The following is a 24703-nucleotide window of genomic DNA, read 5'->3' as shown; positions in this document are numbered from 1 at the left end:
CCCCTGTTACCGCCGTGAAAGGGCGGTGTCCTAGGCCACTAGACGAAGGGGACACGCTACTGAAACACATGGTGTGTGTTCCAGTGCCCAGAGGCCTTGTCCGAAGACTTGGTCCTGGTTTCACTCAATGCCGCCCGAGGGCCACACTGCTTGTAAATTGGAGCGGGAAACGAGACTCGAACTCGCGACCCCGACCTTGGCAAGGTCGTGCTCTACCAACTGAGCTATTCCCGCATATGGCGTCCCCTAGGGGACTCGAACCCCTGTTACCGCCGTGAAAGGGCGGTGTCCTAGGCCACTAGACGAAGGGGACACACGTACAACATTCACTCCCTACCGCGTTTCGCTGTGTGCTTTACGCTGTAAGTGGCGCGCATTCTATGGATGGATTGAAAGGTCGTCAACCCCCAAGGATAAATTTATTTAAATCAATGACTTCGCCATGGTTTCACGGCCTTCGCGGGCATTGGTACCGTCCGAGCCTTGGCGCCTATATTCTGGCGTTCGACAAGGCGCTATAGTTCACCCAGGCAAATGATGGCAATGTGCATCCATTCAGACAACGCCTGCCTATATAGAAGAAATCACCTGGGCAACTGGTCGATCGGTCCTATCCGCCGGATGACCCAGTCACTACACTCCACAGCACACCCTATTAAAGAGGTCACACCGGTGACACCACTCATGATCACCCTGCTGGTAATAGCCGGGATCGTAATACTGATCGCCATTGGCTACATGAACCACGTGGTGGAAAACAACAAGCTGGAAAAGAAACGCACCGAGATCGAGCTTAACGATCGGCTGCGTCGCTGCGGTGAAATCACCGAGACCTTCCCTGGACAACTGATGACCCCAGCGCTCAAGCTGTTGCTGGCTCGCCTGGAGCTGAACGTCAACCAGCGCCTGTTGAACCTGAACAAGTCCAGCGCACCACTCAAGGCGCGTATCACCGAACTGAATGCGCTGATCGCCCAAGGCGAGTCGATTCCAGTGGCCAACCCGCCGGCACCGATCCAGACCGAAGCCAAGGCCAAGGACGTGCGCTTTTTGCTCGAAGCCCTGCACGGCCAAGTCACCCGCGCCGCCCAGGACGGCTTCCTGCCGACCAACGAGGCCAAGCATTGGATCAAGGAAATCCGGCATATCCTGGTGCTGCTGCACATCGAGTTTTTCAACAACCTCGGCCAGCACGCCCTGCTGCAAGGCCAACCCGGCCAGGCTCGCCTGGCGTTCGAGCGCGGCGTGCAGTACTTGCGCAAACAGCCGGAGCCGGTGCTCTACAGCGCCCAGTTGCAACTGCTGGAGTCCCAATTGGCGCGCGCCAACTCCACAGTGCTGACCAACAGCCAGCCTGCCGAGGACGAAGTCAACGAGTTGACCGAGGGCTTGAAAGTTGTTGACGCTGACGCCGAGTGGAAGAAGAAAGCTATTTACGATTGATGGCAACGCGAGCGCAATGCTCAAAGCAACGAAGATCAAAGGTGGGAGCTGGCTTGCCTGCGAAGACGTCGGCCCAGCAACATTGATGTTGCTGACCCACCGCTTTCGCGAGCAAGCCCGCTCCCACAGTTCGATTGTGGGGTGCCAGGTAGGCAAGCATCGGCTGGCAGGCCGTCATCGCAGGCAAGCCAGCTCCCACATTTGAAGTGAGGGGATGTTCGGAAGATAAGCGGCGGCTGGCGGGCCGTCGCGGGAGTAAGCTTGCTTGCCACAGCGCCCAAATCATCACATGCCATCAATGTGCACCTATCCCCCCGCCTCCGACTAGCGTAAAAAAGTGCCCCTCACTCCGTGAAATTAGAGGCCTGTTATGCCTGTCGCCGTGATTGATGGACAACCGCTGCACTATATCGACCAGGGCGCCGGCCCCGTCGTGCTACTGGGTTCGAGTTACCTATGGGCCAGCGACATGTGGGCGCCGCAGATTGAAGCGCTGTCGCAGCAATACCGCGTAATCGTCCCCGAATTGTGGGGCCACGGGGAGTCCGGCCCGTTGCCAGCACTCACCCATTCCCTGGATGACCTTGCCCGCCAGGCCCTGGCACTGCTGGATCACCTGGACATCGCACAGGCCAACCTGGTGGGCCTCTCGGTCGGCGGCATGTGGGGCGCACGCCTGGCGCTGCTGGCTCCCCAGCGCATCAACAGCGTGGTGCTGATGGACACCTACCTCGGGGCCGAACCCGAAGCAACGCGCCAGTACTATTTCTCGCTGTTCAAGATGATTGAAGACGCCGGGGCGATCCCCGAACCGTTGCTGGATGTGATCGCACCGATCTTCTTCCGCCCGGGCATCGACCGCGAATCCGCGCTGTACCAGGATTTTCGCCAGTCACTGCAAAGCTTCCCCAAAGAACGCTTGCTGGACAGTATCGTGCCGCTGGGCCGCCTGATCTTCAGCCGCGAAGACATCCTGGCGCAATTACCTGGATTGGACTCCGACACCACCTTGGTGATGTGCGGCGAGCAGGACAAACCCCGGCCACCGGCAGAATCCGAGGAAATGGCCGAGCTGATCGGCTGCAGCCTGATCCTGATCCCTGAAGCCGGGCATATCTCCAGTCGCGAGAACCCGGATTTCGTCAACGAGGCGCTGCTGACCTTCCTCGCCAACCACGGCTGATTGCCCTGCCCTCAGATCGCAGCGCCTTGGCTGCGATCAAAGGCGGAAATGCCCCACCATCCCCTTGAGTTGCGCGCCCAACTGCGCCAACTGGATGCTCGAGGCGGCATTGCCTTGCATGCTCAACGCCGAATGATCGGCACTCGCCCGAATACTGGTAACGCTGCGGTTGATCTCTTCGGCCACCGAGCTTTGCTCCTCGGCGGCGGCGGCGATCTGTTGGTTCATCTGCTGGATCAATGAAACGGCCGCCGCAATGCTGCCCAGGGCCCCTTCGGTTTCCAGCGCATCACTGACCGCCAGCTTCACCAGCTCGCCGCTCTGCTGGATCTGCTGCACCGAGGACTGCGCCGCACTGCGCAAGGTGCTGACCAGCCGTTCAATTTCCTCGGTCGATTGCTGGGTGCGCTTGGCCAGTGCCCGCACCTCATCGGCCACCACCGCAAAGCCACGCCCCTGCTCACCGGCACGCGCTGCCTCAATCGCAGCGTTCAAGGCCAGTAAATTGGTCTGTTCGGCCACGCTCTGGATCACACTCAACACGGTACCGATATTCTGGATTTGCGCGCTGAGGCTTTCGATGCTGGCGCTGGCACTGTTGCTGGACGTGGCCAGCAATTCGATACGCTGCAGGCTCATGCGTACCACCTGCTGGCCGCTATCGACTTTGGCATCCGCGGTCTGCGCGGCTTGGGCCGCCTGCTCGGCATTGCGTGCCACATCGTGCACGGTGGCGGTCATCTGGTTCATCGCCGTGGCGACCTGCTCGGTTTCGTCTTTCTGACTGCTGACTTCGGCGGTGGTTTGCTCGGTGACGCTGGACAGCGAATGCGCGGAACTGGCGAGTTGTTCGATCCCCGCCTGCAACCCACTGACCATCTGGCTCAAGCTGTTGCCCATCTGCTGCATCGCCTGCATCAACTGGCCGATTTCATCACGCCGGCTGACCTCCATGCGCCCACTCAGGTCACCCGAGGCGATCTGCTGGGCCACGGCGATCACCGCACGCAACGGCGCAACAATCAAGCGGGTGATCACCCACGCAGCGATCAAACCCACCAGCAGTGCCAGAGCAGATGAACCGATGATCAACAGCGTGCTGTGCTGCAACTGTGTTTGCATGGACTGGTCTTCGGCGGCATACGCTTGGTTGACCCGGCTGACCACTTGCTCGGCGCGGTCATGCAATTGCGTGTAGACCACTTTTTCCTGGGCCAGCAGCGCGGTGTATTCGCCGAGCTTTTCACTGAACGAAGCGATATGCCCGGCGACTTCATTGAGCACGGTCTGGTAGCCGGGGTCCTTGACCGTGGTTTTGAGTTTCTCGACTTCAGCCAGGGCCTGGTCGGCTTGCTCGATCTTGCCCTGCCCGGCGTCCTCTGCGTCTGCCCTGCGGCTCTGGTCCAGGCGTACCCGCGCCTCGTTCATGGCCTGCAACATCAGGCGCGACACCTGGCTGACCTGCCCGGCCTGCTCGATAAACTCCGCGCCCTCCTTGCCTTGGCTTTCCTTAAGGCCATAGGCACCGTCATCCGCCAGCCCGGCTTGCAGCACATCCAGGTTATTGGCCACGCTGGACACCGACCAACTGGCCATTTCCAGGGCGAGGTCTTTGGTCTGGGTCAACTCGACGAACTCATCGAATGCCTGGCGATAGGCGACCAAGGCTTGTTCAACGTCGCCCATCACTCGCTCGTTGCTGGCGGACCGAGCCTTGAGACGCGTGGCCTGGGCCAGCAGCGCATCGACACTGACATGCAGGGCATCAACGGCCTTGGGGTCGGCGTGCAGCGCATAGTCTTGTTCGATCAAGCGCACCTTGAGCAGGTCACTGTTAAGCGTCGACATCGACGTGAGGCCTTCGAAGCGCTGGCCGATGGTCTGCAGGGACCACACACCGATGGCCGCCACCAGGGCCGTCAGCAGCAGTACCAGGGTAAAACCCAAGCCGAGTTTTTTTGCCATACCGAGGTTGGCGAAATGTCGTTGCACGCCCGAAATCATTGCACTTGATCCTCTTGCAATGGCAAATGCCATAAGCCAGGTTTACAAGCAGCGAGATTCGCAACCCCGAGGCACTGAGCACAAGCCGCTGGCGCCGCAATAATGGCAAAAAGCTACATGTGCGTCGTTTTCAGAATGGTCGAGGTCGATCTTGCCGCGCCCATGGCGCGGAACAGCGTCAATGCGCGCTGGTCAGCCGCGTAGGCCACATTGATGCGCAGCCATTCGCTGCGCTCACCCGTGGGGCTGAACAACGCCCCCGGCGACAGCAACACACCGAGGCGCTGGGCGCAGGCTTGCAATCGCAAAGGGTCGGCCAAGCCCGGTCGCGCCCACAGGAACATGCCACCTGCGGGTGCGGCAAATACCTGCCACTCTTCATCCTCCAGCACCTGCAACGTCGCGGCCATCTGCGCGTTCAGGCGCTTGCGCAGGCGCTGCACCCACTTACGGTAAGTGCCGTTACTCAACAACGTCGCCACCATGGCTTCGGCAAAACGTGAGGTGCCGATGCCTGTCAGGGTCTTGAGCTGGGCCAATTGCGTGATGATCGCGGCATTGGCACACAGGTAACCCACGCGCAGGGCACCGCTCAGTGTCTTGGAAAAGCTCGACACATAGATCACCCGGTCATCATGGGCCAGCGCTGACAAGCGTGTGCAACTGGCATGTTGCAGGTCACCGTAAACGTCCTCTTCGATAATCAGGAAGTCGCGCTCGCGTGCCAACTCCAACAAGCGCTCCGCCACCGGACGGCTCAAACTGGTCCCTGTGGGGTTGTGATACAGGCTGCTGATGAACAGGCACTTGGGCCGGTGGGTGTGCAGCAGCGCTTCCAATGCCGGGATATCGGGGCCACCACGGGTGCGCGGCACTTGCAGCAGCGTAACCCCCTGAAAGGCCAGTTGGCGATAGAGATTGCCATACCCGGGTGTCTCGACCACCACCTCATCACCGGGCTTGAGCAGCGTGCGTATCAACAGGTCCTGGGCATGGCTGGCGCCGTGGGTGGTGAGGATACGTTCCAGGCTAGCGGGCACGTGTATCTGGGTCAGGCGCTTGAGCAGTTGTTCGCGCAACGTCGGCAACCCCAAGGGTGTGCTGTAGTTGAACAGGCCGCCGGTGTCGGTACGGCTCAGTTCGCGGATCGCGTAGTTGATGTCATCGCTTTCGCGCCAGGTGTCGGGTAGCCAGCCGCAGCCCAGCTTCAGCTGGCCCAGTGGGCCATCGGTGAATGCACCCCAGCCCTGTTCGGCCCCTTCATACCAATGGTTTTCGTGGACCGTTGTGGGTGACGCCACCACAAACCCCGAGCCATGTCGGGGGGCCAGCAACCCCTGGGCCGCCAATCGTTCGAATGCCTCGATCACGCTGGCCTGGCTCAGCAGGTTATCGAGGGCCAATTGGCGAATGGACGGCAAGCGTGTGCCAGGGCTCACCCCCTCCTTGCGAATCCATTCTGCCACCGCGCTGACGATCTGCTGAACAACCGGTACCAGGGCTTGTCGATCGATCCCTAAATCCATGAGCCACTCACTTCAACTGTCTGTTAACCCCTAACAGTTAAGCACAGAAGCCCGGTAAAACCGGTCGCCAACTTTTATTAAAGTATTGATTTTATTGGGTTATTTACCTAGTGAAACATATTCGAGCACAGCCCACTGCCCGCCATGGAAACGCCCCACAGCACCTGGCCCTGTTTTCGAATGCCCCGCGACCTGCCGTCCTAAATCGCCGTCGCGCCGCCGTCCACCGCGAGGGCCTGACCGGTGGTAAATGCTGCGCCATCGCTGCACAGGTACAACACGGCGCTGGCGATTTCCTCAACCTTGCCAATGCGTCCGACCGGGTGCATGGCTGCGGCAAACTCAGCCTTGCGTGGGTCGGCCTCATAGGCGCGGCGAAACATGTCGGTATCAATCACGGCCGGGCAGACGGCATTCACGCGGATTTTCTTCTTCGCGTACTCGATGGCCGCTGATTTGGTCAGGCCGATCACCGCATGCTTGGACGCCGCATAAATGCTCATCTTCGGCGCCGCCCCCAACCCCGCCACCGATGCGGTATTGACGATGGCCCCGCCACCCTGGGCCAATAGCAAAGGCAACTGATACTTCATGCACAGCCACACGCCTTTGACGTTAACCCCCATGATGGCATCGAACTCATCAAGACTGCCGTCTGCCAGCTTGCCCTTCTCGATCTCGATGCCGGCGTTGTTGAAGGCGTAGTCCAGGCGCCCATAGGTGGCGACGGTCTGTGCCATCAATTGCTGCACGTCCGTGTCGAGGGTGACGTTGCAGCGTACAAATATCCCTTCGCCACCGGCCTGGTGGATCAGTGCCACAGTGCCCTCGCCTCCTGCCACATCAAGGTCCGCGACCACCACCTTCAAGCCTTCGGCGGCGAATGCCAGCGCGGTGGCGCGGCCAATACCAGCGGCGGCGCCGGTCACCAAGGCGACTTGGCCAGAAAACGTCATGCTCATGGGAACTGTCCTGTGGGGTTAATTGCGGTGAGGCGAGTCTAGCCAACGCTGGCAGCCGCGCATCAGCACTATCAGAAGGCCGGTTGGCGCTGCATGAATCGTAGTGATAAAGCCGCCCGGCTGATTATCAGCGAGGCCTATTGCCGGGCATTCGCCTGCGCCGCACACCCTTGCCCTTCTGCCCCTGAGGGTCTATCACTCATGTTCCATTTCTAAAGAGTCCTTGCCATGACCGCCCAGACCAACCGCCAATTTCTACTCGCCAAACGCCCGGTCGGTGCCGCCACGCGAGAGACCTTCACCTACCAGGAAGTGTCGGTGGGCGAGCCCCAGGACGGCCAGGTGCTGGTGCGCAACGAATACCTGTCCCTCGACCCGGCCATGCGTGGCTGGATGAATGAAGGCAAGTCCTACATCCCACCGGTAGGCATCGGCGAAGTGATGCGCGCCCTTGGCGTAGGCAAGGTGATTGCCTCGAAGCATCCGAACTTCGCGGTGGGGGACTACGTGAACGGTGCACTGGGCGTGCAGGATTACTTCCTTGGCGAGCCCCGTGGTTTCTATAAGGTGGACCCCAAGCTGGCGCCCCTGCCCCGCTACCTGTCCGCCCTGGGCATGACCGGCATGACGGCCTACTTTGCTCTGCTGGAGACCGGCGCACCGAAAGCCGGTGACACCGTGGTGATCTCCGGCGCCGCCGGTGCCGTGGGCAGCATCGCCGGGCAGATCGCTAAGCTCAAAGGCTGTCGCGTAGTGGGGATCGCCGGTGGCGCCGAGAAGTGCAAGTTCCTGGTCGATGAGCTGGGCTTCGACGCCGCCATCGACTACAAAAGCGAAGACGTGCCCGCCGCCCTCAAGCGCGAGTGCCCCAAAGGCGTGGACGTGTATTTCGATAACGTCGGCGGCGATATTCTCGACGCGGTGCTCAGCCGCCTGGCGCTCAAAGCCCGCGTGGTGATTTGCGGTGCAATCAGCCAGTACAACAACAAGGAAGCGGTCAAAGGCCCGGCGAACTACCTGTCATTGCTGGTCAACCGTGCGCGTATGGAAGGCTTTGTGGTAATGGACCACGCGGCGAACTTCGCGGCGGCGGGTCAGGAAATGGCCGGCTGGATGGCCCAGGGCAAGCTCAAGAGCAAGGAAGATATTGTCGAAGGGCTGGAGACATTCCCGGAAACGCTGATGAAGCTGTTCAACGGCGAGAACTTCGGGAAGTTGGTGCTCAAAGTCAGCTGACACACCACAAAAACAAATGTGGGAGCTGGCTTGCCTGCGATGCAAGCAACTCGGTTTCTAAGTGATACCGAGTTGATACTATCGTAGGCAAGCCAGCTCCCACATTTTTTGCTCACTCTAAAAATCAGGCGATCTCGGCGACGACCGCTGCCAACGCTTTTGCAGGATCCGCCGCCTGGCTGATCGGCCGGCCGATCACCAGGTAGTCAGAGCCCGCATCCAGGGCCTGGCGCGGGGTCAGGATACGGCGCTGGTCATCCTGGGCGCTGCCGGTAGGACGGATACCCGGTGTCACCAGTTGCAGCGACGGATGTGCGTTTTTCAGGGCCTGGGCTTCCAGGGCTGAGCACACCAGGCCGTCGAGGCCGGCTTTCTGCGCCAGGGCTGCCAGGCGCAACACTTGCACCTGCGGCTCGATATCCAGGCCAATGCCCGCCAGGTCTTCGCGCTCCATGCTGGTGAGCACGGTCACGCCGATCAACAACGGTTTGGGGCCGCTGCGCTGTTCCAGCACTTCGCGGCAGGCGCTCATCATGCGCAGGCCACCGGAGCAGTGCACATTGACCATCCACACGCCCATCTCGGCCGCGGCTTTGACGGCCATCGCCGTGGTGTTGGGGATGTCATGGAATTTGAGGTCGAGGAACACTTCGAAGCCTTTGTCCCGCAGGGTGCCGACGATTTCCGCCGCGCAACTGGTGAACAATTCCTTGCCGACCTTGACCCGGCAAAGCTTGGGGTCCAACTGGTCAGCCAGCTTCAGTGCGGCGTCACGGGTGGGGTAATCCAGGGCGACGATGATAGGAGTCTGGCAGACGGACATTGGAATGGGCTCTCAGGCAAGTCGAAATCGGCGCGGATTGTAGCGCAAGCAGCGCCGTTGCGGGATCCGATGATCGGTAAATACCGATCAAGCGCCCAATACCGGCGATTCAAGGCAATTGTTTCAAGCCCGATACATTCACGACACGCCCCCAATACGCCGCCCGGCTAGCCTCGCGCACATGACCGCCCGCCCAGCACTTCCAGCCCTGGAACTGGGCGCCTATGCTGACAGCCACAACCAGGCAGATGACCTCGCTATGCATACCCCTTGCGACCCTGTAAACGAAGCGCCAAAAGACGCGGTGATCGCCGAAGACAAGCGCTGGAACACCCGCGCGCTGATTGTCGACGACGACGTGCCGATCCGCGAACTGCTGATCGACTACCTGGCACGCTTCAATATTCTCGCCTCAGGCGTCACCGACGGCATCGCCATGCGCCAGGCCATGCAAGCGGAGACCTTCGATGTGGTGGTGCTCGACCTGATGCTGCCGGGCGAAGACGGGCTGACATTGTGCCGCTGGCTGCGCGCCGAATCGGACATTCCGATCCTGATGCTCACCGCCCGCTGCGAACCCACCGACCGCATCATCGGCCTGGAACTGGGGGCAGACGACTATATGTCCAAGCCGTTCGAACCCCGGGAACTGGTCGCGCGTATCCAGACCATCCTGCGCCGGGTGCGTGATGACCGCACCGAACAGCGGGCCAATATCCGTTTCGACACTTGGCGCCTGAACAGCGTACTGCGCCAGCTGGTGGCCGATGACGGCCTGGTGGTGCCGCTGTCCAACGCCGAGTTTCGTTTGTTGTGGGTGTTTATCGAACGCCCGCGGCGTGTGCTGAGCCGCGAACAGCTGCTGGACGCGGCCCGTGGGCGTTCCATCGAGGCTTTCGACCGCAGCATCGACTTGCTGGTGTCGCGCCTGCGTCAGAAACTGGGGGATGACCCCAAGGCTCCGCAACTGATCAAGACCGTACGCGGCGAAGGCTACCTGTTCGACGCCCGGGATATCGGTTGATGCGCGCCCCCTTCAACACGCTGTTCGGGCGACTGTTCGGCCTGTTGCTGGTGGCGATTGTGCTGGCCCATGTGCTGGCGTTCTTCTGGTTTCACCACTACGGCCCGCCGCCACCGCCCCGCGCGGCGTTCGTCGAACAACCGGACGGCAGCCTCACGCCCTTGCGCAAGGCGCCTCGCCCCTGGTTCGGCGGCCCGGTGGTGCCCCTGACGTTTCAATTTATCTCGCTGATCATCGCCGCCTGGTACGGCGCCAAACTGCTGAGCCGGCCGATCCAGCGCCTGAGCGCAGCGGCCGAGCGCCTGAGCGTCGACCTCGACAGCCCGCCCCTGGTGGAGTCCGGCCCTCGCGAGGCACGCCAGGCGGCCTCCACCTTCAACCTGATGCAAAAGCGCATCCGCGAACAGGTCAGCCAGCGCGCCCGCATGCTCGGCGCGGTCTCCCACGACCTGCGCACCCCGCTCTCGCGCCTCAAGCTGCGCCTGGAACAGATTGAAGACCCCAAGCTGCAAGGCCAGATGCGCCAGGACCTGGACGACATGATCGGCATGCTCGATGCCACCTTGAGTTACCTGCACGAACAGCGCACCAGCGAGACACGGCATTGGCTCGATGTGCAGGCATTAGTGGAATCTTTGAGTGAAAACGCCCAGGACCAAGGCCGCGACGTGCAATTTTCTGGAACCTGTGCGCCGTTGCAGGTACAGCCGATGGCCCTGCGTTCCTGCCTGAACAACCTGATCGACAACGCCCTGCGCTATGCCGGCACCGCCCGAGTAGAACTGGCCGACAGCCGCGGCGCCCTGGTGATACGGGTGATCGACCACGGCCCGGGAATCGCCGCCGATAAGCGCGAAGCGGTGTTCGAGCCGTTCTTTCGCCTGGAAGGATCGCGCAACCGCAATTCTGGAGGGGTTGGTTTGGGCATGACCATTGCCAGGGAAGCCGTCGAGCGACTCGGCGGCCACCTGAGCCTAGAGGAGACACCGGGCGGTGGTTTGACGGCGGTGATGTGGTTGCCGAGGGTTTGAGAACTCCCACCTGCCTGACGCGCCGCGATCCAAATGTGGGAGCTGGCTTGCCTGCGATTGCGTAGTGTCAGTCGATGAGGTGTTGGCTGGCCCAACGCTATCGCAGGCCAGCCAGCTCCCACAGGTACGGCGTCGCACCTACACCCATCAGTTACACGGTTTGTCTTCGCGGCGCACCTGGGCCTGGCTCGCGCTCCAGTCTGTCAGCAGGCTGTAAGCCACCGCCAACAACGTCGGGCCGATAAACAGGCCAATAAAGCCGAACGCTATCAACCCGCCAAACACGCCCAACAATACGATAACCAACGGCAAGTTGCCGCCACGGCTGATCAGGTACGGCTTGAGCACGTTATCCACGCCGCTGATCACGAACGTGCCCCACACGCCCAGGAATACCGCATAGGTGTAATCGCCCTTCCACGCCAGCCACGCCGTGGCCGGGATCCACACCAGCGGCGGTCCCATGGGAATCAGGCTGAGCAGGAAAGTCACGATACCCAGCACCAGCGCGCCCGGTACGCCAGCGATCAGAAAGCCGATCAGCGCCAGCAGCGCCTGGGCCGCAGCGGTGCCGATCACACCATTGACCACTCGCTGCACCGTGCCGGCCACCAGTTCGATGTAATAGCCCGCGCGTTCGCCGATCAGGCGCTCCAACAGGCGATGCACAAACATCGCCAGGCGCGGCCCGTCACGGTAGAAAAAGAACACGAAGACAAGGCTCAGGGTCAGCTCAAGAATACCGCCGCCAATTTGCGCACTGCGCGCCAACAACCAATTGCCGACTTGGCCCAGGTACGGCTTGATGCTCACCATCAGCGCCGCGCCTTGCTGATCAATGCTGTCCCATGTCGCCACCAGGCGCTCGCCGACAAAGGGTATCGACCCCAACCATGTCGGCGCCTCGGGCAAGCCGTCGACCTGGATGTCCTTGATCAGCGCCACCGCATCACGCACATGGTCAGCCAGGTTGAACCCCAGCCATACCAATGGCACCGCCACCAGCAACATCCAGCCCAACGTCAGGATGCCAGCGGCCAGGGATTCCCGGCCGCCGAGCCAGCGGGTGAGCAAACGCATCAGCGGCCAACTGGCAAAGGCCAGCACCGCGCCCCAGAACAGCGCCGACCAGAACGGCGCCATGACCCAGAAGCTGGCACCAAACAGCACCAGCAGCAGGATTTGCACCAGCAGGCGATCGTTATTGAGCATCGGGTATCTCGAGAAGAAGGCTGTAGGAAGAGAGCTTAGGCGAACGGCGCGGGTCCGTTCGCCCTGTGGTGCTTAGCGTATCAGATGCAGGTGCAGTCCTTGGGTTTCACCGCTGCCGGTTTCCAGACGGGCGGTGCGCACGCCCTTCTCAACCAGCGCCTGGCGCCAGGACTCGGCCTTTGGCCCGCTCAGGCTGACGCGCAGGGTGGTATCGAGGTTCAAGGCGCGGGATATCAGGGTCAGCCAGGTGTCATCCGGTTCGGCGCCCAGCGCGGGAAAATCCAGCTCGCCGGTGCTTTTGAGTTCACGCAGCAGGGTGGCCGAGGTGGGCAGCAGGTCGCCCAAGGGCGCGCTGGCGTCGAGTTGCTCCACATGCAGGTAGGCGCGGCGGTTACCACGGGTGATGCCGTACAGCGCGACCAGGGAATTGTCCTGCGGGGCGGCCAGGCGTAGCAGCAGGTATTCCTGTTGGCCGTCGGCGCCCACCAGCTTGGCGTTGCCGAACACCTCGTTGGCCCACAGGCTGCTTTCGCCACAATCGCGGGCCTTGCACCAGAACAACAACTGCGCGCCCTTGGCCTGCAAGGCTTCGCGCGTTGCAGTAAAGGCAGCGCTGGAGCTGTGTTCGGCGGGTAGTTCATAGGTGATTGCAGTGGCCGGGCCGCGTGCGATGGCCTGGCCTTCGTAGCGCAACTGGCCGCTGATCTTGCGAATCGCGCCCATGGGGTAGATGCGTTCCTTGTCTTCAGCGGGGCGGTAATCGACGATTTGCGCATCAACCTGGCGGGCTACCGCCGGTAAATCCTGGCTGCCGGGCAGGTCGGCGGCAAATACCAGGGGGCTGAAACAGCAAATGCCAAGGGCACGGATACATCCTTTGCCCAGGCTCATCGGATCAGTGAGCCCTGGCCAATGTTGGTCACAGCGATATTGAGTGTGTTCATGGTTGACTCCCTTTCAATCCGCCCAGCCTCGGCAGTTGACCCCGCCAAGTCAAGGCGTGGAGAAGAACCGATTGAAACAGTCTGCAACAAGAGCCGCGCCGGGCTCGTCATTCAGGTGTAAATGATGGCCGCCTGGCAGCGTGGTAACCGTGAAGGGTAGCTGAGAAAGCAATTCGGGATGTTTCGCCAGCATGCCGTCAGCCGCGACCACCAACTGCGTAGGGCACCCTACCCGTCGCACGAAGGCCATGGCTTGTTCGTCGGTCAGGCGCATCGGCGACGCCAGGGTCAGGCGGCTATCGCTGCGCCAGGTGTAACCGCCCGGTACCGGCATCAAACCGCGCTGGGCCAGGAGCTGCGCCGCTTCACGACTGACCGCCACTACGCCTTTCATCCGCGCCTCAACCGCTCGATCAAGGCTGTTGTAGACCGGCTTGCGCTTGTCTTGCAGGCTCAATTGCGCCTGCAAGGCCATGCCCAGGCGCTCGGCCGCGTTCTCGCCGCTGGCGGTCGGCGGGATCACACCGTCGATCAGGCCCAGGTGCGTCACCCGCTCCGGCAAGGCCCCGGCCAACACCAGGGAGACGATGGCGCCAAGAGAGTGGCCGAGTAATGCAAAACGTTTCCAGCCCAGTTGCTCGGCCACCTGCAGCACGTCGTAGACGTAATCCCACAAGGCATAACCGGCGCCTGCCGGGCGGTGCGCCGAATGCCCATGCCCGGCCATGTCCAGGGCAACGATGCGCAAGCCGTGCAGCTTGGGCGCCAGGCGCGCAAAGCTGTTGGCGTTGTCCAGCCAGCCATGCAGGGCAATCACCGGCAGGCCGTCCTCAGGCCCGAACAGATGCGCGGCCAGTTCGATATGCGGCAGGCTCAGGCGAACCTCTTCGACAGGCGTGCTCATGCGCAACTGCGCTCACGGGCCTGCCAGCGGGCGAACAGGTTCTTGATCAAGGCAGCGGTGTCCTGGGGGCGTTCGAGGGGGAACATATGGCCGCCGGGCATGGTGAGCATTTCACCCATGGGCAAGCGGTCGACGCCGCTGGCATGGTGACGCATCACCACCCGGCTCTGGCGGCCACGCACCACGGCCAGCGGCACCTTCAGTTGGCGCACCTGGCCCGGGCTGGTGTGGGGCACGCCGCGATAGATGCTGATTTCGGTGGCCGGGTCGAACCGCAGGCGCAGGCGGTCGCCCACTTGCTGCAGGCCATGTTGCAGGTACGCGTCAAAGCAATCGGGGTCGAAGCCACGGAACAGGGTCTTGCCGGCGAAGTAGCTGCGCGCGGTGTCCAGGTCGGTGAATTCTTCGCGCCGGCCAAGCGTGCGCCCGGCTGGGGTGAGGCGGTCGATAAAGCCAAAGCGCTTGGCAGCGCGGATCACCCAGCGGTCTGCGCGGGTGAGCACCGGCGAATCCAACATCACCACGCCCCGGTACAGGTGCGGGCAACGCATGGCCGCGTGCAAATGCAGCACGCCGCCCAGGGAATGGCCCACGCCCCATACCGGCTCTGGCTGCTGCTCCAGATGGTGGATCAGCTCGTCCACCAGGTTCTGCCAGTTATCATCCACCGGGAACCTGGGGTCGTGGCCGTGCTGCGGCAGATGCGCCACCGTATATTCCGGGGCCAGGGCGGCAAAAAGCTTGCCGTAGGTGGCCGAAGGGAAACCATTGGCGTGGGTAAAAAACACATGCTGCGGCATACAGGTTCCATCAACAAAAACAGAGGGGGATTGTCACCATGCCCGGCCCCTACAGCAATGACTGTAACTGCCAGGAATGATGACACTCACGCCACGCCTATCGCGCCGGCGGTTGTTCACCCAGCGGCACCACGGCCATGGTCAAGCGTGAGACACAACTGGCCTTGCCCTCGTCGCTGCTCAAGCGGATATCCCACACCTGGGTAGTGCGCCCGATATGGATAGCCTTGGCCACCGCCGTCACCCGACCGCTGCGCACACCGCGCAGATGGTTGGCGTTGACCTCCAGGCCCACGCAATAGAACTTGCTTGCATCAATGCACAAATAGGCGGCCATGGAGCCGACACTTTCGGCCAGCACCACCGAGGCGCCGCCGTGCAGCAGGCCGTAGGGCTGATGGGTGCGGTGGTCGACCACCATACTGGCGGTAAGGGATTCGTCGTCGAAGCTTTCGAAACGAATATCCAGCATTTCACCGATGGTGTTTTTCTGGATCGCGTTGAGGTGTTCGATATTCGGTTGGGTACGCCACAGGCTCATACGGTTGTCCTTGTTGGTTTTATTACGGCCCTAATCCTGCCACAGAACGGTTTCGGCGCGCGCGCTCCACGCTTGTAATTGTGGCCCGTACGTCGACTCGATCACGTTGCGCTTGATCTTCAAGGTCGGCGTGAGAAAACCGTTTTCCACTGCCCAGTGATCTTTCACCACCACCAGTTGCCCCATGCGCTCATGCTTATCCAGGCCGGCATTCACCTGTGCCAGCCAACGCTGAAGGCCACTGCCCAGGGCGTGGCGGTCCTCGCCCGGCGCCGACAACACGCACAGCCCGATCGGTGCGCTGAGCCCCTCGCCGACCACACACACCTGTTCAATACGCGCATGTTCGGCCAGGCGGTTTTCAATCGGCGCCGGGGCCACGTATTTGCCTTTGCTGGTCTTGAAGATCTCCTTGAGGCGCCCGGTCAGGCGCAGACGACCGTCAGCGTCCTGCTCGCCCTTGTCACCCGTGCGCAGGAAGCCATCTGCGGTGAGCGTATCCGCGGTTTTCTGCGGGTCCTTGAAATAGCCCAGCATGGTCGCGCCACTGTGTACCTGCACTTCGCCTGACGGGTCGATGCGCACTTGCACACCTGGGCAGGACTGGCCGATCCAACCGAGCCTTTGCCCACCAGGGCGACACACATGGGAATAGCCGCAGTTTTCGGTCATGCCATACACCTCCAGCACATCCAGGCCCAGGCGCTGATACCAACGCAGCAACGCCTCGGGCACCGGCGCCGCGCCGGACAGGGCGATGCGCAACGCATCCAGCCCCAGGCCGGCGAGGACTTTATGGCCGACGCGCTTGCCGATAAAAGGCAGGCTTAACAGCATATCGAGCCTTTTTTCCGGGATTTTGGCGTAGACGCCCAGTTGGAATTTGGTCCAGATGCGCGGCACGCCAAACAAGGCCGTCGGCCGCGCCCTGCGCAAATCGGTCAGGAAGGTCTCCAGGCTCTCAGCAAAAAAAACGGTTTGCCCGGTATAGATCGACGCCATTTCCACAAACATTCGCTCCGCCACATGGCACAGCGGCAGGTACGACAGCAACCGGTCACCCTCCCCCAGGCCGAACAACTCAGTACCGCGCGTGGCAGCAAACCCCAAGGCGCCGAAACTGTGCATCACCCCTTTAGGCAGGCCAGTAGTACCGGAGGTGTAGATAATAGTAGCCAGGCTGTCGGCATCCGGTAGCGGGTTGTCCTGGATCGGTGAACAGGCTTGCAGGTCCGCCCAACAGAAATCGAAAGTCTCCTCCGGACATAGCGGCAGGCTGATAGTCGGCACCCCCTCAGGAACGCCAGGCGCCATCGCCGGCCAGTCATCGAGTTTACCGATCAACGCCAATCGCGCCTGCGAGTGGGTCAGCACATGGGCGACGGACTCAGCGGTGAGGTTGGGATAAAGCGGCACCGACACATGCCCGGCCATCCAGATCGCCAGGTCGGCGATGATCCAGTGGGCGCAATTTTTTGAAATCAGCGCAATGTGCGAGCCCTGGGGCAACTCCCGCGCGCGCAGCCAGTGCGCGGCGCAACGAGCCTGGTGGCCGACCTCGCCCCAGGTGAGGGCCTGCACCTCACCGCCGCCGATGGGCTGAACGAGGAAGACTTTGCGCGGGTGCCGCGCTTCACGCTCGAAGAAGACCTGCAACGGCAAACGAAAAGCGACAGGCATGGGACGCGCTCCTTTGTGATCCGAGATACAGCCGACCAAGCACTTGCTTGGTTGACGGTATAGCACAGGTAAAGGAAATGGCTTGTCGCTAACCACGATGCGAAGCGAGCCGCTCTTGATCTGCTCTTGATCTTGATCTCAGGCGCCCTGTCGAACCACGCTGGCCGGAATTCCGGGTCCTTTTCCAAAAGTCAGGGCGGAACTCTAAGTGGCCGTTACCGCAGGAATGGATATGTACTCGGTATAACAGTGTCGCCTGTCAGGTCGTCATCGCAGGCAAGCCAGCTCCCACAGTTGGATCGCGGGGTGTCAGCGAGATAGGCGTCGGCGGCAGGCCGTCGCGGGAGCAAGCGCCCTCGCCACAGCGTCGCACGATGCCTAGGGATTCTTCACACCCACCAGACTCATCAACCCCGCCAACGGAAAATCACCCTCAAGCTCCGCCAGGCTGGCCGTGTACATCGGCTGTGGCTGACGCTGATGCCCATGCTGCAAAAAACTGATCAGGCTGCCCACCAGCGGTTGGTGGCTGACCAACAGCACGTCGTCATCGCTGTCGAGTTTCTCCAGCACTCGCTGAACATCCCCATCGGGCGTCAGCCACGGCACAGTACGGATTTCGGGCTGAAACCCCAGCACATCGCGCACCAGCTGCGCCGTCTGCTGCGCCCGTACATAAGGGCTGGCAATAATGGCGCCCAAGGGCTGGCCAATCAGGTGCGCAGCACTGCGCAAGACTTCGGCACGCCCATGCTCGGTAAGGTTGCGCTCGGCGTCCGTGCGCGCATGCGCTTGGGCCTCACCGTGACGCAGAATCCATACCTTCATAGCTTCGGCTCTTCATCACGCACCGGGTGCGGTGCCGGCGGTACGCTGTGGGCCGCTTCACCTTCGGGCGCACGCGGGGTTGGCCAATCGGCAAACGGCCAGGGCTTTTGTTCGGTGTGAAAGCTGCCAAAGCGGCCGATCTGCGCCAGGAACTGGCTGAGGCTGTCGCCAAAACTCATAAGGCCCAGGTTGGGTGCGCCGTAAATCAGCCGGTAAATCAATTGGACCACCACCAGCGCGCCGAGCAGGAATTGCGCCACCTGCCATACCAGCGCAAACACCAGCATCCACAGGATGCGCAAGACAATCGACTCGTAAGGAGGGGCAGCTTTGGGATCGTTCATGACGCGTTCCTCAGTTGAAACCACTGGTGGAAATAAAGTCGACATCGGTCTTGGGCTCGGCCCGCATCAGCAACTCGATGACCTGGTTCAAGGTGCGCCCTTCGAACAGGATCGCGTGCAGCCCGGCGACCAGCGGCATATATACGCCCACTTCCTGGGCCTTGGCCTTCAAGACCTTGAGGGTGTTGACCCCTTCGGCCACTTCGCCCAGACGGGTCACCGCCTCGTCCAGGCTCAGCCCTTGGCCCAAGGCAAACCCGACCTGATAGTTGCGGCTTTTAGGCGATGAGCAGGTGACGATCAAGTCACCCACGCCCGCCAGGCCGAGGAAGGTCATGGGGTTGGCCCCCTGGTTCACCGCAAAACGCGTCATTTCGGCCAGAGCCCGGGTGATCAGCATGCTCTTGGTGTTTTCGCCCATGCCCAGGGCCACGGCCATGCCGGCAATGATCGCGTAGACGTTTTTCAACGCCCCGCCCAATTCGACGCCGAAGCGATCGCCGCTGGCGTAGACCCGGAAGGTACGGCCATGCAGCACCGCCTGGACGCGCTCGCACAAGGCTTCGTCTTCACTGGCGACCACGGTGGCGGTCAATGCGTGCTCGGCAACTTCCCGCGCCAGGTTCGGCCCGGACAGCACGCCAATGCGCGCCTGAGGGGCGATTTCGGTGAGGATTTCACTCATCAACTTGAAGGTGTGGGCCTCGATGCCCTTGGTCAGGCTGACCAGCAGTTTGCCGGCCAGGCGTTCGGCGTGGGGCGCCAATACCGAGCGCAAGGCGCTGGAAGGCAGCGCGACGAAGCACAGGTCGCAGGCCGTGAGGGTTTCCAGCAGGTCGGTCACCGGCTCGACGGCAGGATGAATCTTGATACCTTTAAGGTAACGGGGGTTTTCGCGATGCACGCGAATGGCTTCGGCCTGCTCGGGGTCGCGCATCCACTGGCGCACCGCGTGGCCGTTCTCGGCCAGCAGGTTAGCCACGGCGGTACCAAAACTTCCGCCTCCCAGGACCGCAATAGGGCGCTGTTCAGTCATATGCAATCCGTTAATCCATACCAGTGGCGATGGCGGCATTATACGGGGCGCCCGGCTTGCGGCCAGCCCCCGTATCAATTCGCGGGGTTGTCGGAAAATGCCATGGAGGTGCGAAGTAATTGCAAGTCCTACGACTGGCAAATAGCCGCGCCTCGGTTAACATGGGCGGCTATCCGCAATTAACAAGGCCGTGCCGTGTATCTAGGCCCCCCTCCTCGCTCATCACTGTTATTGATGCTGGCGTGCGCTACCTGCGCGCAAGCCGACGATCTATTCCTCGACAGCCAGCCGCTGCCGCAGGTCTTGACCGCCACGCGCCTCAAGCAATCGGCCGCCGCCGTGCCCGGCAGCATGACGGTGATCGACAGTGAGCTGATCAAGGCCAGCGGCGCCCGGGACATTTCGGAACTGCTGCGGCTGGTCCCGGGGATGATGGTCGGCTACACCAGCGGTAACCAGGCCTCAGTGAATTACCACGGCACCAGCGCCAGCGATGCACGGCGCATGCAGGTGCTGATCGATGGGCGCTCGGTCTACCGCGCCGGCCTGGCCACGGTGGATTGGAGCGATATCCCGGTGGCCATGGGGGATATCGAGCGCATCGAGGTGTTTCGCGGCCCCAACACGGTCAGCTACGGTGCCAATGCGCTGATGGCGGTGGTGAATATTCTCACCCGCTCGCCGGCCAACAGCCACGGCTCGCGGGTAAAGGTCATCCGTGGCGAGCGTGGCATCAATGACTTCTATGCCAGCCAGGGTGTGGGCTGGGAGACCGGCGATTTGCGCTTGTCCCTGTCCGGGCAACAGGACGATGGTTTTGACAGCGACGCGGCCGGCGCCGACCGCCGTGACGGGCGTCGTCTCAACCGTTTCAGCCTGGCGGTGAGCCAGACCTTGAACGCGCAACAAAGCCTCGACTGGCAACTGAACGTCAAGGAAGGCACCAACCAACGCCCATACACCTACACCCCAGTGTTTGCCGGGATTACCGAAGGCGGCAGCAATTCCGACGTCACCGCCAAAGACTACGCGGGCTCCCTGCGCTGGAACTTTGACTTCAACCCCGATCACAGCCTGTATATCCAGGGCTCGGCACAGCAATGGGACCGCAAGCAAATCTGGAAAGCCTGTGACGCCAAGGTCTCGTTCAGCCCTGAATTGACCCAGCTATGGCAGCTCAACCCCAACTATGCCGAATTGCTGGCGCGGCACATGGACACTTACAGCCAAGGCTCCGCCCCACCAGGTAACGCCGCCGAACAGGCCTTGGCCAACCAGGTGCTGGACCAGTGGCGCAACGGCGCCAACCAGAGCGTATGCGGCGATATCGACCAGAGCACCCGTGAAAGCCGCTACGACCTGGAGATCCAGGACACGCTCAGCCTCTCCGACAGCCTGCGCCTGGTCAGCGGCGTGAATTACCGCTACGACCGCGCCGATTCCGAGACCTACTTCAATGGCACCCTGGACGACACCACCTGGCGCCTGTTCGGGCACTTGGAATGGCGCGCCAGCGAGCACTGGCTGCTACAAGGTGGCGCCATGTACGAAGACACCCACCTGAGCGGCAACTCGCTGACCCCACGTGTGGCGGTCAATTACCTGATCAACCCCCGCCACGGCTTGCGCGCGGTTTACTCCGAGGCGATCCGCTCGCCGGACATGTTCGAGAACAACGTCAACTGGAGCTACCGTGTCACCAATCTCAGCTCCCCGACCTACGGGCAAAACGCCGGGCAATATTTTGTCGTGACGCGCGGCCCCGGCAACCTCGACAAAGAGTTGATGCGCTCACGCGAGCTGGGCTACAACGGCTTCTTTGCCGAGCTGGGGCTGAATGTCGACGTGAAGCTGTTCTATGACGAAATCACCGACATGATCAGCTCGCCGCTGCGCAACAACCAGTACATCGCCAGTAACGCCAACAGCTCGCGCTTCACCGGTGCCGAGTCACAGTTCGACTGGCGTGTGAGTAACGCCGACCGCCTGCGCCTGACCTATGCTTATGTAGACGCCACCTCCAGCAACCCGCGGGACAAGGCGCAAACCGCGCGTAACAGCGGCTCGGCCGGTTGGCTGCGTGAATGGGGCCAGGGGTGGTCCAGCGCCTTGTTCTACTATGGCGACGACGCACTCAACCAATATCGCTTCCAGCGGGTCGACCTGCGGGTGGCCAAACGCATCGCCGTAGGCAAAACCAATGTGGAGCTGGCGGGCATGTTGCAACAACGCCTGGACAACCAGCCCACCACCTGGGCGGACAACAACTACGACCATCGCCACGTTCTCTACTTCAGCGCCGAGCTGGACTTCTGACATGGCCGATCAGTCACGGATGACACGCTTCCTGCTTTCACGATTGTGGCGTCGCGGCCTGCTGCTGGCGTGCCTGCTGCTGGCAGCGCCGGCCTGGAGTGCCAGCATCCTGCTCACGGCCGCCGAGGACGGTGCCGGTGTGCGCGCCTTTACCCAGGCCCTTGCCCAACAGCGCCCCAACGACCAGGTCAGCTTTACCCCCCTCAACGAGTTGCCGGCGCCCAGGGACTTGCCTGCCAGCACCCGTTTGATCCTCCTCGACCTGCCCGGCCTCGACTGGCGCCTGCAGGATGCCCAGGGGCCGCCCACTCTGGTGCTGCGCATCAGCCGCCTCCAGGCCCGGCAACGCCTGGGCAGCACGCACCCGGCGAAAATCAGCCTGCTCTGGAGCGACCCGCCGCTGGAGCGTCAGTTGCGCCTGATCGCCCATATCCTGCCCCAGGCCCAGCGCGTTGGCGTGCTTTACGATGCCGGCAGTGAGTTCCTGCTGCGCGAACTGATGCAGGCCGCCAAGCCCATCGGCCTGCAAATCGTGCCCCAGCTCTGGGACAACACCAGTGACAGCCGCCCGCTGCAAAACCTGTTCAAGAACAGCGACGTGTTACTGGGCCTGGACGACCCGAACCTGTACAACCCCAAGACTGTAAAAAACCTGTTGCTGAGCAGTTACGCCCAACAACTGCCGTTGGTGGGGCCCAATGCCGGGTTTGTGCGGGCCGGCAGCCTGGCCAGCACCTACAGCGATCAGGCCGACTGGCTCGCCGTGCTGGGCCACCTGCTGGACCAGCCGCCGGCCAATTGGCCGCACACGCTCTACCCGCAACACTTCAAAGTCGTAGGCAACCCGCAAGTGGCGCGCTCACTGGGCATCGAACAGGTCGATGAAGTCGCCGTTGCCGCCCGCTTGGCCGAAGGAGAACAACGCCCATGACCTTGCGTCGTCGTTGGGATATCAACACCCGCACCCAGCTCATTACCCTGGGCCCTGCGCTGCTGTTGACCCTGCTGCTCATCACCTTCTTCACCTTCGTGCGCATCCAGGATTTGCGCCAGGAACTGGACCACACCGGTCAATTGATCGCCAACCAGCTGGCGCCCGCCACTGAGTACGGCGTGATTTCCGGCAACAATGACGTGCTTGAATCCCTGCTGCGTGCAACCCTGGCCACGCCCCATGTACGCTTCCTTGAGATCCAGGACAGCGCCGAGAACATCCTGGTGTACGTGGAGCAGCCGTCCGAGCGACATGATCGCTCGCTGTCAGTGAAAGTGTTCCAGGCACCGATCCGCCTGCAACACATCCAGCTCAACAATGACTTTTTCCAGGACAACCTCAACGAACCCAAGGCCCCCCGCGCGGACTACCTGGGGCGGGTGATCGTGGGCATGTCCAATGATGCGTTCAGCCAGCGCCAGCAGGAGATCCTGTTCAAGGCCGGGATCCTGGCGTTGTTCGCCCTGCTGTTTACCTTCCTGCTGGCGCGGCGCTTGTCGGCGAGCCTGTCAAAGCCGATCAGCGCCATGGGGCATGCGGTCAAGGCCATCCAGCAAGGCGATTACAAGACGCCACTGCCCATCGTCGATGACTCGGAACTGGGCGACCTCTCGCGGCATATCAACAACCTGGCCGAGGGCCTTCACCAGGCCAGTCGCGAACAGCAACAAGCCATGGCCCAGTTGATCCAGACCCGTGAAGAAGCCGAACGGGCGAACAATGCCAAGTCGGATTTCCTGGCGATGATGAGCCATGAACTGCGCACGCCCATGAATGGCGTGCTGGGCATGCTGCAACTGCTGGAAACCACCGAGATGACCGAGGAGCAGACCGAGTATGCGGCGCTGGCTTCGGAGTCTACCGAGCACTTGCTCAAGGTGATCAATGACATCCTCGACTTCTCACGCATTGAACGCGCCGCACTGGAACTGGAACATATTCCGTTCAACCTCGCCGACCTTATCAACAGCTGCGCCCAGGCGTTCCAGCACAGTGCCCAGCAGCGCGGGCTGAGCCTGGAGTTGCCCATCCCCATGGGCCTGGAAGCCCTGCGGGTGCGCGGCGACCCGACACGGATCCGCCAGATCCTGGTGAACCTGATCGGCAACGCACTGAAATTTACCGAACGAGGCAGCGTGACCGTCGAGCCCCACTGGCAAACCCTGGACCATGAGTTGGTGTGGTTCACCTGCACCGTGCGCGACAGCGGCATTGGCATTTCCGCTGAACGCCTGGAATTGATGTTCGATGCATTCCAGCAAGCCGACAGTTCGATTTCCAGGCGTTACGGTGGAACAGGCCTGGGCCTGCCGATTGCGCGCACCCTGGCCGAGCGCATGGGAGGTACCTTGCGCGCCCAGAGCGAAGAGGATCGAGGCTCGGTGTTCACCCTAGAAATTCCGCTGGCCATCGACCAGCAGCATGTGCCGGTGGCCGCTCCTGACGCACTCGGCAAAGCCAGCGCCGGCGACGGGCGCCACGTGCTGCTGGTGGAAGACAACCCGGTCAACCGCACCGTGGTCGAAGCGATGCTGCGCAGCCTGGGCTATGAAGTCAGCCTGGCCACGGACGGCGCCGAGGCGATCCGCAGCGCCGAGAGCCTGATTTTCACCGCCATCCTGATGGATTGCCGCCTGCCCTTGATCGATGGCTACGAAGCCACGCGGCAGATTCGCCAACTGCCCGGCTGCGCCGATCTACCGATCATCGCCCTGACGGCCAACGCCTTGCAGGGCGACCGCGAAGCCTGCCTGGCAGCCGGAATGAACGATTACCTGGCCAAGCCGTTCAAACGCACGGATTTGCAGCAAATCCTACAGCGCTGGGTACAGTAGCGCCGCGCCATCAGCCAACTGCGACTGGCGTGAAAGA

Annotated in this window: 21 protein-coding genes and 2 tRNA genes; 8 read left to right on the top strand and 15 right to left on the bottom strand. The window is 61.9% G+C overall.

The features are described from left to right. Window positions 1–158: 158 nt before the first annotated feature. Window positions 159–234 (bottom strand) — tRNA-Gly (locus E1K68_RS09745). Window positions 235–237: 3 nt separating this feature from the next. Next, window positions 238–313, bottom strand: a tRNA-Glu gene (locus tag E1K68_RS09740). 359 nt (window positions 314–672) lie between these two features. Here E1K68_RS09740 and E1K68_RS09735 point away from each other — a divergent pair. Further along, window positions 673–1443, top strand: a complete 771-nt coding sequence (locus E1K68_RS09735) for a hypothetical protein (protein WP_032900506.1) — start codon at window positions 673–675, stop codon at window positions 1441–1443. 370 nt (window positions 1444–1813) lie between these two features. Further along, window positions 1814–2626 (top strand): alpha/beta fold hydrolase, encoded by an 813-nt coding sequence (locus E1K68_RS09730; protein ID WP_094775071.1) that lies wholly within the window; start codon window positions 1814–1816, stop codon window positions 2624–2626. A gap of 36 nt (window positions 2627–2662) precedes the next feature. Here E1K68_RS09730 and E1K68_RS09725 read toward each other — a convergent pair whose 3' ends face one another. From E1K68_RS09725 to E1K68_RS09715, 3 genes are all read right to left on the bottom strand, one after another. Beyond that, window positions 2663–4630 (bottom strand): methyl-accepting chemotaxis protein, encoded by a 1968-nt coding sequence (locus E1K68_RS09725; protein WP_003190075.1) that lies wholly within the window; start codon window positions 4628–4630, stop codon window positions 2663–2665. Between the two features lie 113 nt (window positions 4631–4743). Beyond that, on the bottom strand, window positions 4744–6156 hold the full coding sequence (locus E1K68_RS09720; RefSeq protein WP_212614009.1) for a PLP-dependent aminotransferase family protein: 1413 nt from the start codon (window positions 6154–6156) through the stop codon (window positions 4744–4746). A 200-nt stretch (window positions 6157–6356) separates the two neighbouring features. After that, window positions 6357–7118 (bottom strand): SDR family oxidoreductase, encoded by a 762-nt coding sequence (locus tag E1K68_RS09715; protein ID WP_003190072.1) that lies wholly within the window; start codon window positions 7116–7118, stop codon window positions 6357–6359. 228 nt (window positions 7119–7346) lie between these two features. Between E1K68_RS09715 and E1K68_RS09710 the strand changes: the two genes are divergently transcribed. Beyond that, window positions 7347–8354: an NADP-dependent oxidoreductase gene (locus E1K68_RS09710; RefSeq protein ID WP_047710438.1), complete on the top strand. Its 1008-nt coding sequence runs from the start codon at window positions 7347–7349 to the stop codon at window positions 8352–8354. A gap of 124 nt (window positions 8355–8478) precedes the next feature. Here the strand turns inward: E1K68_RS09710 and pyrF are convergent, their stop codons facing one another. Beyond that, entirely contained in the window at window positions 8479–9177 is a 699-nt protein-coding gene (gene pyrF / locus E1K68_RS09705) for an orotidine-5'-phosphate decarboxylase (RefSeq protein ID WP_003190068.1), read from the bottom strand. 259 nt (window positions 9178–9436) lie between these two features. On the opposite strand from pyrF, the gene E1K68_RS09700 reads away from it, so the two are divergent. Together E1K68_RS09700 and E1K68_RS09695 are read left to right on the top strand one after the other, a co-directional pair. Next, window positions 9437–10201, top strand: coding sequence for a response regulator (locus tag E1K68_RS09700; RefSeq protein WP_003190066.1), 765 nt, complete (start codon window positions 9437–9439; stop codon window positions 10199–10201). Further along, window positions 10201–11232, top strand: coding sequence for a HAMP domain-containing sensor histidine kinase (locus E1K68_RS09695; RefSeq protein ID WP_003190064.1), 1032 nt, complete (start codon window positions 10201–10203; stop codon window positions 11230–11232). The genes E1K68_RS09700 and E1K68_RS09695 overlap by 1 nt, the downstream gene beginning before the upstream one ends. Window positions 11233–11379: 147 nt before the next feature. Here the strand turns inward: E1K68_RS09695 and E1K68_RS09690 are convergent, their stop codons facing one another. The 9 genes from E1K68_RS09690 to E1K68_RS09650 form a co-directional block, all read right to left on the bottom strand. Continuing rightward, window positions 11380–12444 carry an AI-2E family transporter gene (locus E1K68_RS09690; RefSeq protein ID WP_003190063.1) on the bottom strand — a complete coding sequence of 355 codons (1065 nt, stop codon included), beginning with the start codon at window positions 12442–12444 and terminating at the stop codon, window positions 11380–11382. 72 nt (window positions 12445–12516) lie between these two features. Beyond that, window positions 12517–13335 (bottom strand): DUF4892 domain-containing protein, encoded by an 819-nt coding sequence (locus E1K68_RS09685; protein ID WP_034135193.1) that lies wholly within the window; start codon window positions 13333–13335, stop codon window positions 12517–12519. A gap of 102 nt (window positions 13336–13437) precedes the next feature. Beyond that, window positions 13438–14292 carry an alpha/beta hydrolase gene (locus tag E1K68_RS09680; RefSeq protein WP_034135192.1) on the bottom strand — a complete coding sequence of 285 codons (855 nt, stop codon included), beginning with the start codon at window positions 14290–14292 and terminating at the stop codon, window positions 13438–13440. Beyond that, a complete protein-coding gene (locus tag E1K68_RS09675; protein WP_212614008.1) occupies window positions 14289–15092 on the bottom strand; it encodes an alpha/beta hydrolase in 804 nt (267 codons plus the stop codon). The genes E1K68_RS09680 and E1K68_RS09675 overlap by 4 nt, the downstream gene beginning before the upstream one ends. 97 nt (window positions 15093–15189) lie before the next feature. After that, a complete protein-coding gene (locus tag E1K68_RS09670; protein WP_014717751.1) occupies window positions 15190–15633 on the bottom strand; it encodes a hotdog fold thioesterase in 444 nt (147 codons plus the stop codon). Between the two features lie 30 nt (window positions 15634–15663). Next, window positions 15664–17313: an AMP-binding protein gene (locus tag E1K68_RS09665; protein WP_212614007.1), complete on the bottom strand. Its 1650-nt coding sequence runs from the start codon at window positions 17311–17313 to the stop codon at window positions 15664–15666. A gap of 378 nt (window positions 17314–17691) precedes the next feature. After that, a complete protein-coding gene (gene sixA / locus E1K68_RS09660) occupies window positions 17692–18141 on the bottom strand; it encodes a phosphohistidine phosphatase SixA (protein WP_034135189.1) in 450 nt (149 codons plus the stop codon). Beyond that, complete coding sequence (locus E1K68_RS09655; RefSeq protein ID WP_057711584.1) at window positions 18138–18485, bottom strand: DUF4389 domain-containing protein; 348 nt, start codon at window positions 18483–18485, stop codon at window positions 18138–18140. Before E1K68_RS09655 ends, sixA begins: the two co-directional genes overlap by 4 nt. Before the next feature lie 10 nt (window positions 18486–18495). Then, the gene (locus E1K68_RS09650) at window positions 18496–19521 is read right to left on the bottom strand and encodes an NAD(P)H-dependent glycerol-3-phosphate dehydrogenase (RefSeq protein ID WP_003190045.1); all 1026 of its coding nucleotides are present in this window, start codon (window positions 19519–19521) and stop codon (window positions 18496–18498) included. Window positions 19522–19716: 195 nt separating this feature from the next. Between E1K68_RS09650 and E1K68_RS09645 the strand changes: the two genes are divergently transcribed. Genes E1K68_RS09645 through E1K68_RS09635 form a run of 3 tightly spaced genes read left to right on the top strand, consistent with a single transcriptional unit; the run spans window position 19717 to window position 24666 of the window. Continuing rightward, window positions 19717–21837 carry a TonB-dependent receptor gene (locus E1K68_RS09645; RefSeq protein ID WP_346344327.1) on the top strand — a complete coding sequence of 707 codons (2121 nt, stop codon included), beginning with the start codon at window positions 19717–19719 and terminating at the stop codon, window positions 21835–21837. A 1-nt stretch (window position 21838) separates the two neighbouring features. Continuing rightward, entirely contained in the window at window positions 21839–22768 is a 930-nt protein-coding gene (locus tag E1K68_RS09640; RefSeq protein WP_212614005.1) for an ABC transporter substrate binding protein, read from the top strand. Then, window positions 22765–24666 carry an ATP-binding protein gene (locus E1K68_RS09635; protein ID WP_094775003.1) on the top strand — a complete coding sequence of 634 codons (1902 nt, stop codon included), beginning with the start codon at window positions 22765–22767 and terminating at the stop codon, window positions 24664–24666. The genes E1K68_RS09640 and E1K68_RS09635 overlap by 4 nt, the downstream gene beginning before the upstream one ends. Window positions 24667–24703 lie beyond the last annotated feature (37 nt).

This window comes from Pseudomonas sp. B2021 (assembly GCF_018135665.1).
GTDB classification, from domain to species: domain Bacteria; phylum Pseudomonadota; class Gammaproteobacteria; order Pseudomonadales; family Pseudomonadaceae; genus Aquipseudomonas; species Aquipseudomonas lactis.
Note: the sequence above shows the minus strand (reverse complement) of the source record. Positions and strands in the feature narration are given on the sequence as shown.

Bases quoted from the DNA above. Each gene is read 5' to 3' on its own strand.
- E1K68_RS09730 (WP_094775071.1), top strand. From the start codon at position 1,814: ATGCCTGTCGCCGTGATTGATGGACAACCGCTGCACTATATCGACCAG.
- E1K68_RS09725 (WP_003190075.1), bottom strand. From the start codon at position 4,630: ATGATTTCGGGCGTGCAACGACATTTCGCCAACCTCGGTATGGCAAAA.
- E1K68_RS09720 (WP_212614009.1), bottom strand. From the start codon at position 6,156: ATGGATTTAGGGATCGATCGACAAGCCCTGGTACCGGTTGTTCAGCAG.
- E1K68_RS09715 (WP_003190072.1), bottom strand. From the start codon at position 7,118: ATGAGCATGACGTTTTCTGGCCAAGTCGCCTTGGTGACCGGCGCCGCC.
- E1K68_RS09710 (WP_047710438.1), top strand. From the start codon at position 7,347: ATGACCGCCCAGACCAACCGCCAATTTCTACTCGCCAAACGCCCGGTC.
- pyrF (WP_003190068.1), bottom strand. From the start codon at position 9,177: ATGTCCGTCTGCCAGACTCCTATCATCGTCGCCCTGGATTACCCCACC.
- E1K68_RS09700 (WP_003190066.1), top strand. From the start codon at position 9,437: ATGCATACCCCTTGCGACCCTGTAAACGAAGCGCCAAAAGACGCGGTG.
- E1K68_RS09695 (WP_003190064.1), top strand. From the start codon at position 10,201: ATGCGCGCCCCCTTCAACACGCTGTTCGGGCGACTGTTCGGCCTGTTG.
- E1K68_RS09690 (WP_003190063.1), bottom strand. From the start codon at position 12,444: ATGCTCAATAACGATCGCCTGCTGGTGCAAATCCTGCTGCTGGTGCTG.
- E1K68_RS09685 (WP_034135193.1), bottom strand. From the start codon at position 13,335: ATGAGCCTGGGCAAAGGATGTATCCGTGCCCTTGGCATTTGCTGTTTC.
- E1K68_RS09680 (WP_034135192.1), bottom strand. From the start codon at position 14,292: ATGAGCACGCCTGTCGAAGAGGTTCGCCTGAGCCTGCCGCATATCGAA.
- E1K68_RS09675 (WP_212614008.1), bottom strand. From the start codon at position 15,092: ATGCCGCAGCATGTGTTTTTTACCCACGCCAATGGTTTCCCTTCGGCC.
- E1K68_RS09670 (WP_014717751.1), bottom strand. From the start codon at position 15,633: ATGAGCCTGTGGCGTACCCAACCGAATATCGAACACCTCAACGCGATC.
- E1K68_RS09665 (WP_212614007.1), bottom strand. From the start codon at position 17,313: ATGCCTGTCGCTTTTCGTTTGCCGTTGCAGGTCTTCTTCGAGCGTGAA.
- sixA (WP_034135189.1), bottom strand. From the start codon at position 18,141: ATGAAGGTATGGATTCTGCGTCACGGTGAGGCCCAAGCGCATGCGCGC.
- E1K68_RS09655 (WP_057711584.1), bottom strand. From the start codon at position 18,485: ATGAACGATCCCAAAGCTGCCCCTCCTTACGAGTCGATTGTCTTGCGC.
- E1K68_RS09650 (WP_003190045.1), bottom strand. From the start codon at position 19,521: ATGACTGAACAGCGCCCTATTGCGGTCCTGGGAGGCGGAAGTTTTGGT.
- E1K68_RS09640 (WP_212614005.1), top strand. From the start codon at position 21,839: ATGGCCGATCAGTCACGGATGACACGCTTCCTGCTTTCACGATTGTGG.
- E1K68_RS09635 (WP_094775003.1), top strand. From the start codon at position 22,765: ATGACCTTGCGTCGTCGTTGGGATATCAACACCCGCACCCAGCTCATT.